We start from the raw sequence: 19,762 nt of genomic DNA on the forward strand, positions 1-19,762 counted from the left end.
TTACCCGTTAACAAAAAGGATAAACTATTGGCAAAAGATTCGGGCAAAGAAACGCCATTGATGCAACAGTATAACCAGATCAAAGGGAAATATCCCGGTGCTTTGCTGCTGTTCCGTGTGGGTGATTTTTATGAGACATTTGGCGAGGATGCCATTAAAGCCGCCGGTATACTCGGTATTGTGCTTACCAAACGTGCCAATGGTGCTGCTACTCATATAGAGCTGGCGGGCTTCCCCCATCATTCTTTGGAAACCTATTTGCCCAAATTGGTAAGAGCTGGCCAGCGCGTTGCTATCTGTGATCAGTTGGAAGACCCGAAAACCACCAAGACCATTGTCCGTAGGGGCGTAACTGAGCTGGTAACGCCGGGAGTAGCCGTCAGCGACAATATCCTTCAGCAAAAAAGCAATAACTACCTGGCATCCTTATATTTTGAAAAGAACAGCATTGGTATAGCCCTGATCGATATTTCGACAGGCGAATTCCATACGGCACAGGGAAACGGCGCTTATATTGATAAGCTGCTGCAAAGCTTTAGTCCGAGTGAAGTGATCTTCCCTAAAAGTCGTTATCATGATTTTAAAGAGCTGTATGGCGACCGCTTTTATACCTACATGCTGGATGAGTGGCCCTACAGTGGTGATTATGCTCAGGAAACGCTGCTAAAGCATTTTGGCGTAAAATCATTAAAAGGTTTTGGTATCGATAAACTGAACCTTGGCATCGTAGCTGCCGGTGTGGCCCTGCATTACCTGAACGAGACAGAACACCGAAACTTGCAACATATTTCAGCCATCAGCAGGATAGAGGAAGACCGGTACCTGTGGCTTGACCGTTATAGCGTGAGAAATCTGGAGCTGGTTGGCTCATCAAACGAGAATGCGCATACATTGGTGGAGGTGCTGGATCAAACTTGTTCGCCAATGGGTGCACGTTTGTTAAGGCGATGGATAGTGATGCCACTGAAAGAGATCAAGCCGATCAACGACCGGTTGGGAGTAGTAGAATACCTGGTGAACCAGGATGATTTGCGGGATGAACTACAGCAGAATATCCGCCAGATCGGCGACCTGGAAAGATTGATCTCTAAAATCGGGTTGCAAAAAGCTAATCCGCGTGAAGTTTGTCAGCTTAAAAAGGCTTTGCGGGCAATTGAGGCAATAAAAAAACAATGTGAGGAAACGGATAATCAGCCCCTAAAAGCCATTGCAGAGCAGTTGAACCCTTGCTCACTGATGAGCGAAAAAATAGAGAGGGAGTTACAACCTGAACCGCCCATTGCTTTGATCAAAGGCTCGGTGATTAATACAGGGATAAGTGAAGAATTGGACAGGCTGCGAAAGATTGCCTTCGGTGGTAAGGGATATTTATTAGAGATACAAAAACGCGAAGCGGAACAAACAGCGATACCATCGCTTAAAGTTGCCTTTAATAATGTGTTCGGGTACTATCTGGAGGTAACGCACGCGCATCGTGATAAAGTGCCGTCTGACTGGATACGCAAACAAACGCTGGTAAATGCAGAGCGTTATATTACCCCTGAGCTTAAAGAATACGAAGAACAAATATTAGGTGCAGAGGAGAAGATATTTGCGCTCGAAACTCAGCTGTATAATGATCTGTTGTACTCACTTACCGAATATATTAAGCCAATACAGCTTAATGCACAGTTGATAGCCAAGCTGGATGTGTTGCTCAATTTTGCTACTATATCCATCAAAAACTATTATGTAAAGCCCGAGATCAACGAGGGGCAGATCATCGATATCAAAGGAGGTCGTCACCCGGTGATCGAGAAGCATTTACCACTTGGAGAAGAATACATTACTAACGATGTCTACCTAGACAGCGAATCACAGCAGATCATCATCATTACCGGGCCGAACATGGCGGGCAAATCGGCTTTGCTGAGACAAACGGGACTGATTGTGTTGATGGCACAAATGGGGTGCTTTGTTCCGGCGAAGCAGGCATCTATTGGTTTAGTTGATAAGATATTTACAAGGGTAGGGGCATCGGACAATCTTTCATCAGGCGAATCAACTTTTATGGTGGAGATGAACGAGACGGCGAGCATATTGAATAACTTGTCCGACCGTAGCTTGATTCTGTTGGATGAGATCGGTCGCGGTACATCTACTTATGATGGTATCTCTATTGCCTGGGCCATTGCCGAGTATCTGCATAATAATGCTACAGCACGTGCCAAAACCTTATTTGCTACCCATTACCACGAGTTGAACGAGTTGAGTAATTCGCATCCGCGGATTAAAAACTTCAACGTAACCGTAAAGGAAGTAGGCCACCAGGTGATTTTCCTGCGTAAATTGGTTCCCGGGGGCAGCGAACACAGTTTTGGTATCCATGTGGCCAAGCTGGCAGGCATGCCTCCGAAAGTACTGGCGCGCGCCAATGAGATATTAAAGAAACTGGAAAATGAACGCACCGGGGGCGAGCATATCAAGGAAAGTATCCGCAAAGTGCAGAAACAGGCCGTGCAAATGCAGATGTTCAGTATTGACGATCCGGTGCTGGTAAAAATCCGCGATACACTGAACAACCTCGATGTCAATACGCTAACTCCCGTTGAGGCTTTGATGAAACTGGATGAAATTCAGCGATTGATAAAAGGGTAGGTAGGAGATTATTTCCAATAGATTATTATAAAGCTAACTCCATTTGGTTTTTTGTAAATAGTAGCGGTAATGACCGTATGTGTATCGCCAAACCGGTAAATTGAGTCTTCATAATTTGTAACTATTGGATATTTGCTTTGGATTTGCTTCACCAAATTTTTGACGAAAGCTGAGTTCTTGGTCTGATAGGAAATTTGCTGACTTCGTAAAATAATACTTTCTTCTTTATCGGTGCCTTTATTAATGATGTACATTTGAACGTCTTCCTCATGTTCCACTTGGTAACTAAAAAATCGAAAAGATTTGGATGTCATATACTTTTTTAAATCCTTGTGATTACGAATGTGAATGATCTCCTCAAAAGATAGCGTTTGACTATAGACATTCATATAAAATAAAACTAAGACAATGGAGAATAAGGTTTTCATACTACCAATATCCAGGTTTTACTAAAATCGTAATTCATTAATCTAAAATTCAAATGTGGATATGTTAAAAACCCCTGCGATTAACCATTAAGCAATATCTGTACTTTTAGCTCATGATCAAAAAGTACAACCTGATTATCCTTTTTGCAGCAACCTTGATTTTATCAGCCTGTCACTCGCGTCGTGCGGTAATGAGGGGCGAACCGGGTGAGGTAGTAGCCCCGCAGGCATCTGTCGCCGAAAAGTATTCGGCAATAATGGGAGTGGATGTCAATTCCATACAAAATGGCCGGTTATATGCCTTTATTGATCAGTGGATGGGTACACCTTACCGTTTTGGCGGTTTGGATCATGATGGCATAGATTGTTCAGGACTGTCGTTTCTTTTACAGCAACAGGTGTACGGTATCAATATACCACGTACTACCAGTCAGCAGGTGCTCATCATCAAGCGCAAATATGAGGAGGAATTGCAGGAAGGGGACCTTTTATTTTTCGATTATGACGGCAAGAAATTCAGCCATGTGGGGATTTATCTTCAAAACGGGTATTATGTACATGCCAGTTCTACAAAAGGGGTTACCATTACCAAATTACACGACCCTTATACCTACAAATATTTTTCAAGGTGCGGTGCAATAGTAGCTGCCGATGATGTTGCCAACACACCCGATAGTAAGTAATAACTGAAATTATGTAACTTTGTGATGCTATGCCCGAAGAAAAGGAACGTTACGACTTTTGGACGAAATATAAGCGTTTTGCGACTACCGAAATCCTACTTTATGTGATTATGGTGGTAGGCATTATTCTGGGTATCATCATCTTCAGCTGATCATTGCTTAGACAGCACCACGTTATATTCGTCCGTATCGACCACCGACTGGAAAAAATCGACCATATCCGGGTAGATATCTTTGCTATAGTTGCCATCCCTTAACTGAAACGTTCTGTGGTAAATCAGCTTATCCCCATCCATGCTCATTGTCATTATAAAGCTTCCGTAAGGTTTATCAATGTGCTTTTTTAATGGTTCTGATTCCAGGTGGTAACCTTTGGGCAGGGTATAAGTGATATCATCCACTTCGGTGAAGCCCCGATTGATACAAACCGGGTTAATTCGGGTCACCAATTGACGCAAAGGCTGGGCCCGGTTAACTGAATTAAGCGAAAAATAAATTTTGCCGTTGTTTAAAGCTGCATATTCTTTTGCCGATAATTCTATGTTCTCGCTGGTGCTGGGGTTTATACTTTTATCTTGTTTGTATTCCAGTTTCTTTATTTCCATGTTGTTGATAGGGTAACATTTTTTGATGCGTTTAATCTGCTCGGTTAAAGCGTCGTCAATAATGTCCTCGCGGTCGTTATAATCAGTGCCCTTGAATATCGTATGCATTCTTCCGGTAAGCTCGCCCTCTTCATTTAGTGCAAAGTCTGCATTCCTTTTTTCCAGGTTTTCTTCCGACGAGTATTTGGGAGTGTGCATCAGCTTGCCACCTTCAGGTGTGCAGGCCAATACAAGACGATCATCGGTAAAGTCGCTCAAAAACCCAAAAGGAATTTGCTGGCTGGTGCATTCCAACCATGTTGTATCATTTTTAAATGGCAGACACAGGATAACGTGATTGCCCTGCATGCTGGCAAAATCAGGCATCATACCGATTTTTTCACGATGATTACCATAAACAATACAGTAATAAGATTCAATGCCCGCCACCTGTAGCAATGCTTTGGTATAGTTGCATAGCGCTTTGCAATCTCCGTAACCATCTTTGTCTACCTCTGATGCCGAAAAAGGCTGATAACCCCCTATGCCGATCTGTATGCTGACATAATGCGTTTTATGCTGCATATATTCATATACTTTTCGTGCTTTGAGCTTTGGATCATTTAGGTTGCTGGTTATTTCTTTAATATAAGCAGCTGTTTCCTCAGGAACACTTTGCCTATTTGCTAAAAGCTTATCGTATTGCCATTTTCCCAGCTGCTCCCAGTTGGTATAAGAGCCCTGGATGCCATAATAACTAAATTTCTCTGGAGCAACTATTACCCGGGTAAGATAAGTGCGCCAATTTGGACTAAAAGGTTCGTTTTTTAAAGCTTTTATATCTTTGATTTGCCAGGAATAAGTTTTAAGACCATCTTTAGTTGAACTGATTTCAGCCTTTTGAGAAATATTGACCTCTTTGTAGCGGATATTAAAATCAGGCTTGCAAGTTAGCTTGTATGAACTTTTTTCAACTGCCATGTTAGATTCGTTGAGTGGTTCCCAATCTTCAATATCCAATGTCTGTTTGTGTTTCAATTCATACTCATATTCAATGGTGTATGGGTATTGGGTAATGGAGGGGATATAATGTTTCACCCGGTAATCCTGAAAAAGGGTACCTCTATCACCAGTGGCCTCATCAGAAAAATCGCGTTCGCCAAATTTGGCTATCATTTTTCCAAATTCATCGTAAGCTACACCTTTGATATACTTTACACTAATGCTTTTGTTATAAAATATAGCCATGTGCGCAATGTCGTCCCCGTTTTTGTTCAATACAGTAACAGCTTTTTTTACATGACAGGTCACGTTATCGAGGTCCTTTATTTCAATTGTTCTTTCATCATTCCGAACAATGGCGCTGGCGTATGGTAACAGATCTTTGGGAATCTGACTTGCGGCATAGTTGTTCTGCCCTTTCACCGCGCCACAAAAAAACAACAAACTCAGGGCTAACACTATTCTTCTCATCATTTCTTCTTAAACACAAATTCGTTTTTTTGAGCGAGGATGATCTTGTTGTAAAGCTCTTTTAAATATGGATATTCTTCGGGACTGTAAACAGACTTGTTGAACCGCGTATCGTAAGAGAAACTAAAGTTCTGACTATCCCCATCGAATGCAGTGAAGAAATTTCCGCCTTTGTTGGGCATAGCTATTGCCATGGCCTGTGGTGGGTTTTCCAAAACATAATGCTGTGGAAGATGAACATTAATAATATAACGCTCATCTGAAGGCATTCCCCAGTCTACCGGGAAATCACGTTCTGCCAATTTAAACGGATTGGTAGTAAGCTGGTTTAATAAGAATGGACTAAAGGAAAGGTGATCATGTTTTAAATTATCAAATATATTCATTTCCACTTCGTACGTTTCGCCTACCGGTTTATCCAGGCTATCGATGTTTATAATATCCGACTTAACTACTTTTGTTTTACGTAATTTTTCGGCAATACTTTCTACATATTCATTTACCGAATTAAATTTTTTTATTTCTTTCCTTCTCAAGTAACCGCTATAACCGATGGAAAACCGGGTAATGGTTCCTTTCATTTTTCCGTCGTCCTGTAAAGTAAGATCGAGTGCATACGTTATGTTTTCACGCTGATTGGTGCTCAGGTCAATCCAAAATGATGGTTTATTTAAGCTAAAAACACGCCCCTGGTCATTGAGGCATCGCATAGGTAACATCCCGAATGGTAACAATGGCTCTGTGGCATCTACTAAGTAACTCTTATCGCCTATAGTGGCTCTGGCTACTACATAGTTAAAATCTCCGATGGCTGGATAGAGTTTGTTTATATTGCCATGTTCTCTTGTTGATAATAATACCGCTTCAGTAGGTATACCACCAGCATTCAACGCAGTTACAAGTGCAAGATTGATGTCACCTGCATTTCCTGTATGATTTACGAGCGCCTGGCGGATACCATCCTCACTTCCAAAGTCTTCATCTTCATTCCATTTGATGGTGCTCCTGATATAATTATATATGATTTCAGCCTTTTCCATCTGATCCGTCTTTCCGGCTATTATGGGCGCTATCCGGTCTTTCATTAGCCCGCTTCTTTTTAGCTGCCCACCAAACCATCTCTCCGTTTTCAGGTCATAATCAATGTCTTTCCACTCTTTCGCGTATTTTGTTTTTGCACCTGTTTGTAAATCTGTCTCTTCCTCTAATTCAAAATATACTGCAGATTTATAGTTTTTTTCTGCAGTCATATAATCTTCCGGTTTAAAGGCAGGAATATCGCTCATCCCATATACTAAATCTGAACAATCTGCTGAACCAGCGCCGAACGTAAAACACTTGCTTTCAATACTTGCTGTATTTTTTGTGAGTTTTAAACTACCCCTTAATGAGGCGTTGAAACTCCATAAAGCTGGTATATGTGCCTCATATTCGGAATATACCTTTGGAATATAACCCTGAAAATGCCATGGATGAAAGGTGCGGAAATATGGTGTTATAAAACGGTAGCTTACTTCAATAGTGCAACCACTCCGTAAAGCAGGCATCGTAAATTTTACCAGGGTATAATGTTTATCCCTTTTTTCCATTATGATTTTTTGAGGATCTAACTCTGCCTTCTGTATAACTCCATTTTCATCTTTATAAAATGTTACTCCTTTTACGTCTTCTACCTCCTCATACGCCATACCATCACTATTATAAACAGGTATCACAAAGGTGCCCTCTCTCTCGAATTCTTTGTTATCAAAAAATTTTATTTTGGAGTGATATTCAAAGACCAGTCTCACATGATAATCGTTTGTAATATTTATTCGTGATGTTCCATGTTCCCTTAAGACCACTGCGTGTGCCGCTGTGTCTTTATCATACTTCTTCATATCAAGTGCGGCAACATCTGGTTCCCCATATGAAAAATCCTGCGCAAACGCAGTTGCTGAGATAAAAAGGACTATTAAAAAAAGTAAAGGTTTTTGCATAATTGTTACAAAAATTTAGGCATGTGTAAAATTAGGCTTTTAGCCGGAATATAAAATAGCCGAAAAAATTTTACCTGTTAAAACTTTTTAAGACCTTTGCTTGCCTTGCTTTATAAATAAAAATGAAATTAAATCTGAAACGCCCGCTTGCATTCTTTGACCTGGAAGCTACCGGAACTAATGTTGGAATTGATCGTATTGTAGAAATATCTGTTATAAAAATTAACCCGGACGAAAAAGAAGAAGTGAAAACCTGGCGTATCAATCCTGGCATGCCTATCCCGCTTGAGACTTCTTTATTACACGGAATATATGATGACGATATTAAAGATAGCCCGGTATTTGCTGTATTAGGCGCCGAAATCGCTGACTTTATTGGGGATAGCGACCTTGCAGGATATAACTCTAACAAATTTGACATACCAATGCTCATGGAGGAGTTTTTACGTGCCGGGATAGCATTTGATATTGAGAACAGGCACTTTGTTGACGTGCAGAACATTTTCCACCAGATGGAACAACGCACTTTAAAGGCGGCCTATTTATTCTACTGCAATAAAGAGATAATCAACGCTCACTCCGCAGAAGCTGATACACGCGCTACTATGGAAGTTTTATTGGCTCAGATTGAGAAATATAAAGATGCAGAGTTCGTCGATAAAAAGGGTAACAGCACTAAACCTATTGTAAATGATATTGAAGCGCTCCATAAATTTACCAACCTGAACAGTCCGGTAGATTTTGCGGGACGTATGGTTTACAATGAACAAGGTGAGGAACTGTTCAATTTTGGGAAACATAAAGGCAAAAAGGTAGAAGATGTTTTTAATGTAGAACCAAGCTATTATGCATGGATGATGCAAGGCGATTTTCCGTTGTACACCAAACGCAAACTGGAGGAAATATACACTCGTTGGAATGCGAAAAGAGTAGCAGAACGTCGTGAAAAACCCGTACAACCTAAATCGGAACAGGTCAAGCCGGTTCAACACACCGAACATGCCGCAACCAACAGGCCTGCTGATAATCATAAAAAAGAATTTCGTAGGCCAGATAATCATAATAACCAACATCACAATCGTCCGCCAAAAAAAGACGAACCAGCAAAACCTGTGAATGAGGACATGCTAAAAATGCTGGCAGATAAATTTAAGAAGGGGTGAGGTTCGGGTTAGTGATTAGAGATCAGGTTGATCTTTTAAAAACGAGATGTTTCGTTTTATGCCCGTAAATTTTGTTCTTTTTACCGGGGATTTTTCAAATATTTTTTGAAATACATCCTCGGTAATCTCCTCCCATTCTTTTTTGCTCATTTCCAACAGTTTGTTTCGGGGTTCAAACGCTGGTTCATGGTGCAGAACGGAGAAACGGTTCCAGGGGCAAACATCCTGGCACACATCGCAACCAAACATCCAGTTATCCATTTTGCCCTTAAATTCCTGGGGTATTTCATTTTTAAGCTCTATGGTAAGGTAAGATATACACCGGCTGCCATCAACAACGTAAGGGGCCACAATAGCTTCCGTAGGGCAGGCGTCGATACAACGGGTACAGGTACCGCAGTGCTCAGCTGTGGAAGGGATATCATATTCAAGTTCAATATCTACAATCAACTCAGCTAAAAAAAAGAAGGAGCCCTTTTTGGTATTGATGAGATTGGTGTTTTTGCCAATCCAGCCCAATCCTGCTTTTTTTGCCCAGGTTTTGTCTAATACTGGCGCCGAATCAACGAAGGCACGGCCATGAACTTCACCAATTTTTTCATTAATTACCTGTAATAATCTCTTTAATTTATCCTTAATAACATCATGATAATCAACTCCATATGCATATTTGGATATCTTAGGGGCTAGAGGGTCTGATTGCTGCTGATTAGTGTAATAATTCAACCCTAAAGAAATGACTGATTTAGCACCATCTACCAATAACCGCGGATCGAGCCGCTTATCAAAATAGTTTTCCATGTAGTGCATTTCGCCCTGCATGTTTTGTTTCAGCCATGATTCAAGCCTTGGGGCTTCTTCTTCCAGGAAACCGGCCTGGGAAATGCCACAAAACAAAAAGCCGAGCTTTTTGGCTTCGGTTTTAATCAGTTTACTATAAACCTGTTTGTTTTGCTGCATTTTATACAAAGATAGTATAAACCAAGGATCAGGCATTTCATTAACCCAAAACAGATGCTTTTCCTCATTGTTATACAATATAGTTCTATTAATAAATACGACGATGTTACAGTATATAAATGATCTACCGGATCATGTTGTTGGCATACTTGCCACAGGAGAAGTTAACAAAGATGACTATGAACGGGTACTGATCCCGCATATGGAAGAGTTAGTAAAGCGTCAGGGAGAGATCAACTATTTATTGGTGTTGGAGACTGACGTGCAGAATTTCAGCACAGCTGCCTGGTGGGAAGATTTTAAGCTTGGGCTGAAAAATTTTACTAAATGGAAAAGGGTGGCTATCGTTACCGACCAAAAGGGCGTTGAATGGTTCAGCGATGTATTCAGACATTTTATTCCCGGTAATTCGCGGGGGTATAAACTTATAGAACTACCTGAAGCGATTGCATGGATATCTGAAAGGCATGAAGACGATTTCGAAGAAACGATCTCCGTAAGTGATGTATTAGAAGAAATTAAATCGCGGTCATCAAACAAAGGGCAAGGCCCTGCAGGCGAAAACCTTTAAAGATTAATTTTATGGAAAATGCAGCGATGAATAGTCCAAAAGATGAACAAATCCTGAATAAGGATGACTCGATAACCAATAAGGACGGGGATAATTATTTAGAGAAGGGTGAGCAGTCAACCGATCAGAATAAACCGGATCAGAAGCAGGTGCCTACTGGTACCCATGATAATGATAATAGGGAACCTGTACCTTCGACAGAAGAAAAACCTTCTAAAAAAGATCCCGAAACCAGAAAATATGTACTGTAAGATCAGCGCTGATCAAAGAAGCCAACCTGGCGTAAATACGCTACCTGATCAAAATAGTTGGTCTCCTTTATTATCTTGTTGTTTTTGATCACAAAGATGGCACAACATTGAAGCGTATATTTTTTGCCTTCCATATAAGCAGGCTCACCATTTTCTGGCTTGGCCATGGTGCCACCCCATGAGTATTGAACAATAATATTGTCGCCTGACTTTATGGTATTGGTGACAGTATAAGTAAGATCGGGTGTCGTTTTGTAATAACGGCTATAAACCTCGGTAATTCCTGCCGGACCGATTTTAGCGCCTTGCCAGTTGGGCGAAAATATCTCGGCATCGTCAGTATATTCAGAGGCTAATGCCTGTATATTATGACTGTTCAAAAGCTTGAAATGCTCACTAATCAGATCTGTTGTTTGCGCTTGTACAAACTGGCTCAAAAACATCAGAATAAGGATTGTTTTGTAATAAGATAATTGCCGGATCATGCTTGAATATACACATAATCAGGTAATTATGAAATTTAATTTTAAAAATCACCCCAAAAGGGTTAATAGAAAATACTTGTTTTAGAGCCATTAAGTGTCGTAAAAACACCCCGATTTTGTCAGTTTTATGGCTTCATTTTCAGTACATAATTGAGGACATTTGAAGTATAACAAATCACTATGGATACCATCGAAATAAAAGAAGATTGCAAAATAATTATTGCCAAAAATGCCATGCTGAATAACTCTGATTTTTTTGATGTGGCGATGGCTAATGTTAAAATTGTGAACGCCAACCTAAGCGACCTGGAGATTGAAGGCGCACAATTAGGAGGCGCTTACATTCATAACATCGGTATGCCGCCGAAAGATCACCCGATGTATGATCGGGAAGCGAGGCAACGCCCGTTACGTTTTGAAGACTGTGACCTGCATGGAAGCACACTGGCCAATTGCGATCTGAGTGACGTTGAGCTGACTAATTGTAATATAAAAGGGCTAAAAATAAACGGTATACTGATTGAAGAACTGATCAATCAGTATACTGTCGGAAGGTCTTCTTAGAAGCTATGCTCGATGCTGTTAAGCAGGGCCTTGTCTGACCAGTATCCGCTGTCTAATATTCTGCGCACGGTCATCAATGGATCGTTGGCATCACGCTTTTCCGCTAATTGAAATGCCAGTTTAAAACCGCGTTTATGTAGCTGAGGCAGGTTCGCCTCGTTCCATACACCAAACGGGAAAGCAAAATATTTTACAGGTTTTCCGGTAATTTCTTCAAGCTTTTTGGTCGGTTTATCCAATTGGGTCTCCCAATCTTTTGCAGTCGATAATTTTTTAAAGTTGCTGTGGTTCCAGGTGTGGCTGGCAATGACGTTGCCTTCATCAGAAAGTTGCTTGATCTGTTCAGAGCTCATATAATGCTTTACTTTGCCAATCGATACCGTCATGATAAAGAATACACCCTTAAAACCATATTTCTTCATTTCGGGGCGGGCTATATCAAACTGATCCTTATCGGTATCATCGAAGGTGAGCATGATGGGTTTGCTCGGCAGCGGCGTGCCCTTGGTGAGATAATCATACAATTGATCGGGCAGAATGGTATGATAACCCTGGTCGGCGAGCAATTTCATATGTGACTTAAAAGCCGCAGGTGGAATAATGTAATCTTTTGATACTTTAGAGTCCGTGGGTTTCCAGTCGCGTATCTGGTGATAACACAAGATAGGCACCTGTTTACGACCCATAATAGCTGCATTATTTTGAGGCATCACTACAAAAGGTAGTGACGATGTTGGATTTTCTGTTGGTTTAGCCTGACAGGTAATTGTTGCAAATAGGCCAAGCACAGCAAGAGCAGATGTAAATTTTGACATAAGAGGTGAATGTTTATTAACGGCGAAATTAAAATAAAATAAGGTTACCCCGCCGTTAAATGTTAACAATATCCGGTACTGTTTATAAAACTATCCGCTTTCCTTCCTTTATCGATCTTTTGGCCGCATCCAATATCTTCATTACCACCATATTATATTTTAATGACGACTGGTCATCAGTTTTTATTTCACCTTTCAGGTTTGCGGCCAGGTAGATCAGAGGATCGTTGATGGGCGGGGGCAGTGAGGTAACAGTCTTCGCGCCTTTCTTGTTTTCGCGCATGCGGCTGTTAATTTCGGTACCGTTAAAAGCATGATAATAGCCACGTTCGCCAAATACTTCCAGGTCTTTAATAGAGAATGGCCAGTTCCAGGATGCTTCTATTTGCCCGGTAGCACCCGGATATTCAACCAGTATGGTTGCATCATCTTCCACTTTGGGATAAACTTTTGGTTTGTAATGTCTTGCAATGGCCGTAATAGCGATAGGTTGTTGCCCGTGCATAAACCAGGTCATCAGGTCGGCGCCATAGCAACCGAAGTCGTTTAATGCACCCGCACCATTTAATACCGGATCAGTGAGCCATGCTAAAAATTCTTTGCTGCATCCAATCTCTTTAGGCCCCTGGTGACCGTCGTGTACCACCATTTTTTTAATCGATCCGATACTATCGCTATTTACAGAAGTATATACATCGTTATACGATGGGTACCAGGTTGTTTCATAATTGGTCAATACTTTGATATGGTATTTGTCAGCCAATTCCTCAATACGTTTAGCTTGATCTAAAGTGGCTGCTAACGGCTTCTCCACCATTACAGGGATGCCGAGAGGGGCGCATACCTCTACAACGTCTACGTGATTCCCAACGGCATTATAGCCTAACACGGCATCAGGCTTTTTGCCTTTTAGCATGGTTTTCAGATCGGTATAAAATACGGCATCGGGCAGGTTGAATTGCTTGCCGTATTTTTTCCATAGCTCCTGGTTTGGTTCGGCAATGCCGATAATGTCTACCTGGCCGTTTTTATAAGCATTTAGGATATTGTAAATATGGTCGTGGTTAAGGCCGGCTACGCATACTTTAAGCTTTTGGGCTGATGCACTAGCAAAAGCGCTAAATAGTAGAGCAATAGTCAGGAGTATTTTATTTTTCATGGTACGTAAATGAACACGACAAAAGAAATAAGATTTTCAAACTATCAGGAGATGTAACAGAAAAATAACAGTTTAAAATAAAGTCGGGTTACCGCCAGTACGTGGCTTGCCCAAATGTTTGTAAGCATTGTCTGTTGCCTCGCGACCGCGTGCTGTGCGCATCAAGAAACCTTCCTGAATCAGGAATGGCTCATATACCTCTTCAATTGTCCCTTCATCTTCACCCACGGCAGTTGCGATGGTTTTTAAACCGACGGGACCGCCTTTAAACTTATCGATAATGGTGAGCAGTATCCTGTTATCCATTTCGTCCAATCCATGCTGATCGACATTCAACGCATTAAGCGCATAATTAGCTATATCGGTATCAATGTTGCCATTGCCTTTTATCTGGGCAAAATCCCGTGTGCGACGGAGTAAAGCATTGGCAATACGAGGGGTGCCGCGACTACGTCGGGCAATCTCATACGCACCTTCCTCGCTGATCGGTGTTTTTAGTATTTCTGCTGATCTTAAAACTATGGTAGTCAAAAGTTTAGCATCGTAATACTCAAGTCTTGAATTAATTCCGAAACGGGCACGTAAAGGGGCAGTAAGTAAGCCTGAACGGGTAGTTGCACCTACCAAAGTGAACGGATTTAATGATAACTGCACTGAACGGGCGTTAGGGCCTGTCTCCAGCATGATATCGATCTTAAAGTCCTCCATTGCTGAATACAGGTATTCTTCAACCAAGGGGCTTAAGCGGTGAATCTCATCGATAAAAAGAATATCGCCAGCTTCAAGATTGGTGAGCAGACCGGCAAGGTCACCTGGTTTATCCAATACCGGCCCTGATGTAATCTTGATGTTTACGCCCATCTCATTGGCGATGATGTACGAGAGGGTGGTTTTACCCAATCCCGGGGGACCGTGCAATAAAACATGATCAAGCGCTTCGCCACGCTGGCGTGCAGCCTGAACAAATACTTTTAAGTTGGCTAATATTTTATGCTGACCGGTAAAATCCTCAAATGCCTGCGGGCGCAATACTTTTTCAATATCTCTTTCGGCAGGAGAGAGGCGTTCGCGGTCAGGGTCAAGATGCTCGTTCATTGCCAACGAAATTAGCATTTAATTTCGAATTTGGGATTTCGAATTTGAAGTGAGGATCAGAAAAATAAATTTGAAATTGAACGTTCGAAATTCGAAATCAATCATCCTTCCGGATATTTCCTGAAAATACTATTGATTTTCATCTGGATCACACCGAAAATGGCTTCGCGAAATATTTTGGTTGACATTTTTGAGGTGCCTTCGGTGCGGTCGGTAAATATGATAGGTACTTCAACTACTTTGAAACCATGTTTGATGGCGGTGTATTTCATTTCGATCTGGAAGGCGTAGCCTACAAACTTTATCTTATCCAGCTGCAATGTTTCCAATACGCGGCGCTTATAGCACATAAAACCGGCAGTTGAATCCTGTATATCAATGCCGGTAATAAAACGGACATATACGGATGCAAAATAGCTCATCAACACACGGCTCATGGGCCAGTTAACGACGTTAACGCCCTTAATATAACGGGATCCTATAGCGGCATCTGCACCATCGATACAAGCCTGGCGTAGCCTAAGTAAGTCATCGGGATTGTGCGAAAAGTCAGCATCCATCTCGAATATAAAATCGTACTGATGTGCCAGAGCCCACCTGAAACCGTGAATATAAGCGGTGCCCAAGCCCTGTTTACCAGCACGTTCTTCGATAAAGAGCCGCTCGGGGTATTCTTTTTGCAATTGCTTGACGATCAGCGGCGTGCCGTCAGGTGAGCCATCGTCAATGACCAAAACATGGAAATCATGAGGCAAAGAAAATACTTTTCGGATGATCCGTTCGATATTTTCTATTTCGTTATAGGTTGGTATAATAACAATGCTATCAGGCACAGTCGGATATTAAGTTAATCTAAGATTTAAGCAGGCAAAGGTAATCTATTAATTAATTGCTTGAAAATGGTGACAAGAAAATCGTGATAAAATGTTACAAATTGTTTGTGTCGGCAATCACCTGGTTTTGCATAACAGGTTCATCTTCCGGATTTTCGATATAATTATGCTCTTTCAATCGTGGAGCGACAAACATAAATACTACTATGAAAGCCATAATGAAGGAAACAAAAAACCATTCGTAATTTGCGCCCTTAAGGTGAACTGTCCACCATCCACCCTTTGCGATAAAGCCGTTTACCAATGCAGTAATTAAGTTGCCGGCCGAAACGACCAGAAACCATATCCCAGTCATGGTACTTTTCATTGATTTTGGAGAGTGAGTGTATGCGTACTCCAAGCCAGTGATGGAGACCAGCACCTCGGCTGCCGATAGCAGTACGTAGGCTAATACCTGCCACCATATAGAAGGTGAGCCACCTGCATCTAAATTAGTATGTATTAAACCAATTACCACAAAGGATAAAGCTGTAAGTACCAGACCGAAGCCTAACCGCCGCAACGGCGTGGTTTTAAGTCCGCGTTTGTCAAGTGCCGGGTATATCCAGTAATTGAATAATGGTATAAATAATAATAAAAATACGGTATTAACAGTAGACACCTGGCCAGCCAGAACCGTGAAGCTTGTAAAGCCAAGATTTATTGTACGATTCATTTTGTCGGCATAAAGCACCCATTCCGAAAGACATTGATCCCAAACAGCCCAAAATGCCAGTGCGAAGAAGAATACGGCCATTACACGATAGACCGCCTTTATACCCTCGACTTTTTCAGGATCATATTCACCCTTGGCGACATCCAAAACTGATTGCCCCGGTTTTTTTTGGCCCCAGTGTGTTAAAGCGTAAAATGTTATAAATACCAGATTATTCCTGTTCACACCGGCAGGTGGAACTTTTACATATTTATTGCGCCCGGAGAAGAAAATAACGGTAGCAAGAGCCATTAATATCCCTGGGACGCCGAACGCCCATTTTGGGCCAAAATTTTTATATGTCCACGGAATTAAAATAGTGGAAAACATGGAACCTGAATTGATGGCAAAATAGAACCATCCATATACTTTTGATAATAAGTCCTGGTTTGTTGCATCAAATTGGTCGCCTACGTTGGCTGATACACAAGATTTGATACCACCAGCACCTATAGCCACTACAATTACTCCAAAAGTAAACCCATCCAGATTGGTATCAAATATTGATAACAGCAAATGCCCTAAACAGTATACAATGGAAATATATAAAATTAGTTTGTATTTGCCTGTAAACCAGTCAGCAACCAAACCACCCACAAAAGGCAGTGCATAGGCCAGCATTACGAAATAATGATTTAAAGAGTTAGCCCTTGCATCAGCAACAGTAGATAATGACGGGTTGTGGGTAGGGTTAAAAAATTGATTTACCAAAAATAGCGTCAATATGGAACGCATTCCATAAAAACTGAAGCGTTCTGCAGCTTCGTTACCGATAATAAAGGGCACACTTTTGGGAAATCTTGATTTTTTAGCTACAGGAGCCTCTGCCAGATTTTGAGTCATGTTAATTTATTGAAAATTGGGCTAAAATAGTATAATTCCTTTAAATCAAAATTTTATATCGGTACTATTCCAGTGAAGATAATAATTATTTGGCTGATTATGTTATAAGTTGATTAGGTTGGATTGAGTTAACCGGTGCAAGAATGAACTCGATCAACATACTCAACCATTCACCTCAGTTACCAGGCACTGCGGTAGAGCGGTCAATTTCCGCTTGTTTCTTGGGGTCTATATAATTGTTATCCTGATTGCTCGGAGCGTTTCTCATGTCTACATTGTCGACGTATATCCAGTGCCCGTCTTTAAAACGATAGCCGTTGTAGCTTAGGTCGGGGCCATACAATTCATATTTACCTGCCTGTTTTTTGTCAGGTGGCGCCAGGTTATCAAATACGATCAGGTGCTGATTCTCATCATAGTTTAGTAGCATAGAGGTTTGCCTTGCATATTCAAACACCACTCTTTTACGCGTTTTGCCATTGCCGATAAATACGGGCATACCAAGCATCGGTTTACCTTCTCTGTTAAATGAAAGTACTTCGATTACTTTTTTAGTTGATTTTACTGTATTACCTTTCCATCCTAATAAGACATAGTAAGGATTTTGACCTGAATATACCGGAATGATCTTATAATATTGTGCACCAAACCACTGACTATTACTGGTTACGGTATCTTCTGCATTTTTAATATAAGGCGAGTTATCTGTTAATGGATACATCTTTAAGTTCTCGCCGGTATTCATTTGTATGGTGCCGTAAAAACGGTAACTGCCATCATCAAAAGCTACATGCCATGAAATGATACGATATCGGTTATCAGGAGAATTAAGAATGCTTACAGCCTTTACAGAATCAAATGGAAAATTAAAGGAATGAGGGATCTTAAGCGCCTGTACCAGGGTTTGTATAAATTGCGTATTGGCATTCATGCGCTCCATTTCGGTGTCATTATTAATAAACTGTTTACCGAGATGGGCCAGGCTATCCTGGAATACCATCAATTGCTTTGTATTGCCGCTATCGTCGGAATGCTGCGCAAAAACACATAGCGGCAAGGTTGCCGCTATTAAACACACTATCAGTATTTTCTTCATTATTTCTATTAACGCAAATTTTCGATAACCATTGCACTGGCGCCGCCGCCGCCGTTACAAATTCCGGCTGCACCAAATTTACCGCCGTTTTGTTGTAATACGTGCAATAAAGTTACAATAATTCGCGCACCTGAAGCGCCCAGTGGGTGACCAAGTGAAACAGCACCGCCATTAACGTTTACTTTGGCTGGATCTAAGTTCAATTGCTGGTTATTAGCAATTGATACAACGGAGAAAGCTTCGTTTATCTCAAAATAATCTATCTGATCTGATGATAAGCCAGCCTGGTGCAAAGCCAGAGGAATAGCTTTTGATGGAGCTGTAGTAAACCATTCAGGGGCTTGCTGCGCATCGGCAAAGGATACAATGCGGGCTAAGGGTTTTACCCCCATTTCATCGGCCTTTTCTTTACTCATCAATACTAAAGCTGCGGCGCCGTCATTTAAAGTTGAGGCATTAGCAGCTGTCACGGTACCTTCTTTTTTAAAGACAGGTTTTAGGGAAGGTATTTTATCAAATTTTACAGTAGCAGGTTCTTCATCGGTGGCAAATAAAGTAACCTCGCTTTTTTTATCTTTTAATTCGACAGGGATGATCTCATCTTTAAATTTACCTTCGGCCTGTGCCTTTTGGGCTCTTTTATACGATTCGATCGCATAGGCATCCTGGTCTTCTCGGCTTATTTTGCATTCTTCGGCACATAATTCGGCTGCCGAGCCCATATGATAGTCGTTATACACATCCCAAAGGCCGTCTTTTACTAAACCGTCGATTATCTGCCCATTGCCTAAACGATAACCATTGCGGGCTTTATCCAGGTAATAAGGTACATTACTCATGCTTTCCATACCTCCGGCTACCGCAATATCGTTCTGACCCAACTGGATACTTTGGGCCGCCAGCATAATAGCTTTCATGCCTGATGCACACACTTTGTTTACAGTAGTTGCTGGTAGATAGGGTAGTCCGGCAAATATAGCTGCCTGGGTTGCCGGCGCCTGGCCTACATTGGCCGACAGGACGTTTCCCATATAAACTTCCTGTATCTGATCGGGTCTTAAGCCTGCTTTTTCAACTGCCGCCTTAATAACAGTTGCGCCAAGCTGAGTAGCTGATAACGACGATAAACCGCCACCAAAACTGCCGATAGCGGTGCGTGTAGCCGATACGATATATACTTCTTTCATTGAATCTGTTCTGAATTGGTGAGGCAAAGTTAGGCTTTTTACTTAAACGAAATGCTATGCATGCATAATATTTGGTTGGGTGAGTTGGATTAAGTTAATTATGTTATTTCTGCAACTATTCTAAATCTCCCGGTCATGTAACCTAATCAACCACTTAACTTAATCAACCACTCAACCAAAATATTACTATTTTTGAATGGTT

19 protein-coding genes are annotated in these 19,762 nt (G+C 41.4%); 7 read left to right on the forward strand and 12 right to left on the reverse strand.

From position 1 onward, the window contains the following. Positions 1-27 precede the first annotated feature (27 nt). Positions 28-2,637: a DNA mismatch repair protein MutS gene (gene mutS / locus Q3A68_RS18050; RefSeq protein ID WP_302902521.1), complete on the forward strand. Its 2,610-nt coding sequence runs from the start codon at positions 28-30 to the stop codon at positions 2,635-2,637. An 8-nt stretch (positions 2,638-2,645) separates the two neighbouring features. Here mutS and Q3A68_RS18055 read toward each other — a convergent pair whose 3' ends face one another. Further along, positions 2,646-3,065, reverse strand: a complete 420-nt coding sequence (locus Q3A68_RS18055) for a hypothetical protein (protein ID WP_302902522.1) — start codon at positions 3,063-3,065, stop codon at positions 2,646-2,648. 113 nt (positions 3,066-3,178) lie between these two features. Between Q3A68_RS18055 and Q3A68_RS18060 the strand changes: the two genes are divergently transcribed. Next, positions 3,179-3,748, forward strand: a complete 570-nt coding sequence (locus Q3A68_RS18060) for a C40 family peptidase (RefSeq protein WP_302902523.1) — start codon at positions 3,179-3,181, stop codon at positions 3,746-3,748. Between the two features lie 29 nt (positions 3,749-3,777). Next, positions 3,778-3,900 (forward strand): hypothetical protein, encoded by a 123-nt coding sequence (locus tag Q3A68_RS18065; RefSeq protein ID WP_302902524.1) that lies wholly within the window; start codon positions 3,778-3,780, stop codon positions 3,898-3,900. Here the strand turns inward: Q3A68_RS18065 and Q3A68_RS18070 are convergent, their stop codons facing one another. Then, positions 3,901-5,808 (reverse strand): DUF3857 domain-containing protein, encoded by a 1,908-nt coding sequence (locus tag Q3A68_RS18070; protein ID WP_302902525.1) that lies wholly within the window; start codon positions 5,806-5,808, stop codon positions 3,901-3,903. Further along, positions 5,805-7,784 carry a transglutaminase family protein gene (locus Q3A68_RS18075; RefSeq protein ID WP_302902526.1) on the reverse strand — a complete coding sequence of 660 codons (1,980 nt, stop codon included), beginning with the start codon at positions 7,782-7,784 and terminating at the stop codon, positions 5,805-5,807. Before Q3A68_RS18075 ends, Q3A68_RS18070 begins: the two co-directional genes overlap by 4 nt. Before the next feature lie 122 nt (positions 7,785-7,906). On the opposite strand from Q3A68_RS18075, the gene Q3A68_RS18080 reads away from it, so the two are divergent. Then, positions 7,907-8,947 carry a 3'-5' exonuclease gene (locus tag Q3A68_RS18080; protein WP_302902527.1) on the forward strand — a complete coding sequence of 347 codons (1,041 nt, stop codon included), beginning with the start codon at positions 7,907-7,909 and terminating at the stop codon, positions 8,945-8,947. Positions 8,948-8,962: 15 nt separating this feature from the next. On the opposite strand, the gene queG is transcribed toward Q3A68_RS18080, so the two are convergent. Continuing rightward, positions 8,963-9,907, reverse strand: coding sequence for a tRNA epoxyqueuosine(34) reductase QueG (gene queG / locus Q3A68_RS18085; RefSeq protein WP_302902528.1), 945 nt, complete (start codon positions 9,905-9,907; stop codon positions 8,963-8,965). A 103-nt stretch (positions 9,908-10,010) separates the two neighbouring features. On the opposite strand from queG, the gene Q3A68_RS18090 reads away from it, so the two are divergent. Both Q3A68_RS18090 and Q3A68_RS18095 read left to right on the forward strand, forming a co-directional pair. Next, entirely contained in the window at positions 10,011-10,478 is a 468-nt protein-coding gene (locus Q3A68_RS18090) for a SpoIIAA family protein (RefSeq protein WP_302902529.1), read from the forward strand. Between the two features lie 11 nt (positions 10,479-10,489). Beyond that, positions 10,490-10,729, forward strand: coding sequence for a hypothetical protein (locus tag Q3A68_RS18095; RefSeq protein WP_302902530.1), 240 nt, complete (start codon positions 10,490-10,492; stop codon positions 10,727-10,729). Between the two features lie 2 nt (positions 10,730-10,731). Here the strand turns inward: Q3A68_RS18095 and Q3A68_RS18100 are convergent, their stop codons facing one another. Continuing rightward, positions 10,732-11,214, reverse strand: a complete 483-nt coding sequence (locus tag Q3A68_RS18100) for a nuclear transport factor 2 family protein (protein WP_302902531.1) — start codon at positions 11,212-11,214, stop codon at positions 10,732-10,734. Between the two features lie 180 nt (positions 11,215-11,394). Between Q3A68_RS18100 and Q3A68_RS18105 the strand changes: the two genes are divergently transcribed. After that, entirely contained in the window at positions 11,395-11,778 is a 384-nt protein-coding gene (locus tag Q3A68_RS18105) for a pentapeptide repeat-containing protein (RefSeq protein ID WP_302902532.1), read from the forward strand. Here Q3A68_RS18105 and Q3A68_RS18110 read toward each other — a convergent pair. From Q3A68_RS18110 to Q3A68_RS18140, 7 genes are all read right to left on the reverse strand, one after another. Next, entirely contained in the window at positions 11,775-12,593 is an 819-nt protein-coding gene (locus Q3A68_RS18110; RefSeq protein ID WP_302902533.1) for a polysaccharide deacetylase family protein, read from the reverse strand. The two genes, Q3A68_RS18105 and Q3A68_RS18110, sit on opposite strands and share 4 nt — an antisense overlap. A gap of 82 nt (positions 12,594-12,675) precedes the next feature. Further along, positions 12,676-13,752, reverse strand: a complete 1,077-nt coding sequence (locus Q3A68_RS18115) for a Gfo/Idh/MocA family protein (RefSeq protein ID WP_302902534.1) — start codon at positions 13,750-13,752, stop codon at positions 12,676-12,678. 72 nt (positions 13,753-13,824) lie between these two features. Then, positions 13,825-14,847 (reverse strand): Holliday junction branch migration DNA helicase RuvB, encoded by a 1,023-nt coding sequence (ruvB, locus tag Q3A68_RS18120; RefSeq protein WP_302902535.1) that lies wholly within the window; start codon positions 14,845-14,847, stop codon positions 13,825-13,827. 101 nt (positions 14,848-14,948) lie between these two features. Further along, the gene (locus tag Q3A68_RS18125; RefSeq protein WP_302902536.1) at positions 14,949-15,680 is read right to left on the reverse strand and encodes a polyprenol monophosphomannose synthase; all 732 of its coding nucleotides are present in this window, start codon (positions 15,678-15,680) and stop codon (positions 14,949-14,951) included. 94 nt (positions 15,681-15,774) lie between these two features. Next, on the reverse strand, positions 15,775-17,277 hold the full coding sequence (locus Q3A68_RS18130) for a POT family MFS transporter (RefSeq protein ID WP_302902537.1): 1,503 nt from the start codon (positions 17,275-17,277) through the stop codon (positions 15,775-15,777). 175 nt (positions 17,278-17,452) lie between these two features. After that, on the reverse strand, positions 17,453-18,373 hold the full coding sequence (locus Q3A68_RS18135; protein ID WP_302902538.1) for a hypothetical protein: 921 nt from the start codon (positions 18,371-18,373) through the stop codon (positions 17,453-17,455). Positions 18,374-18,381: 8 nt separating this feature from the next. Continuing rightward, positions 18,382-19,560, reverse strand: coding sequence for an acetyl-CoA C-acyltransferase (locus Q3A68_RS18140; protein WP_302902539.1), 1,179 nt, complete (start codon positions 19,558-19,560; stop codon positions 18,382-18,384). Positions 19,561-19,762 lie beyond the last annotated feature (202 nt).

Source organism: Mucilaginibacter tolerans (assembly GCF_030519375.1).
Lineage (GTDB): Bacteria > Bacteroidota > Bacteroidia > Sphingobacteriales > Sphingobacteriaceae > Mucilaginibacter.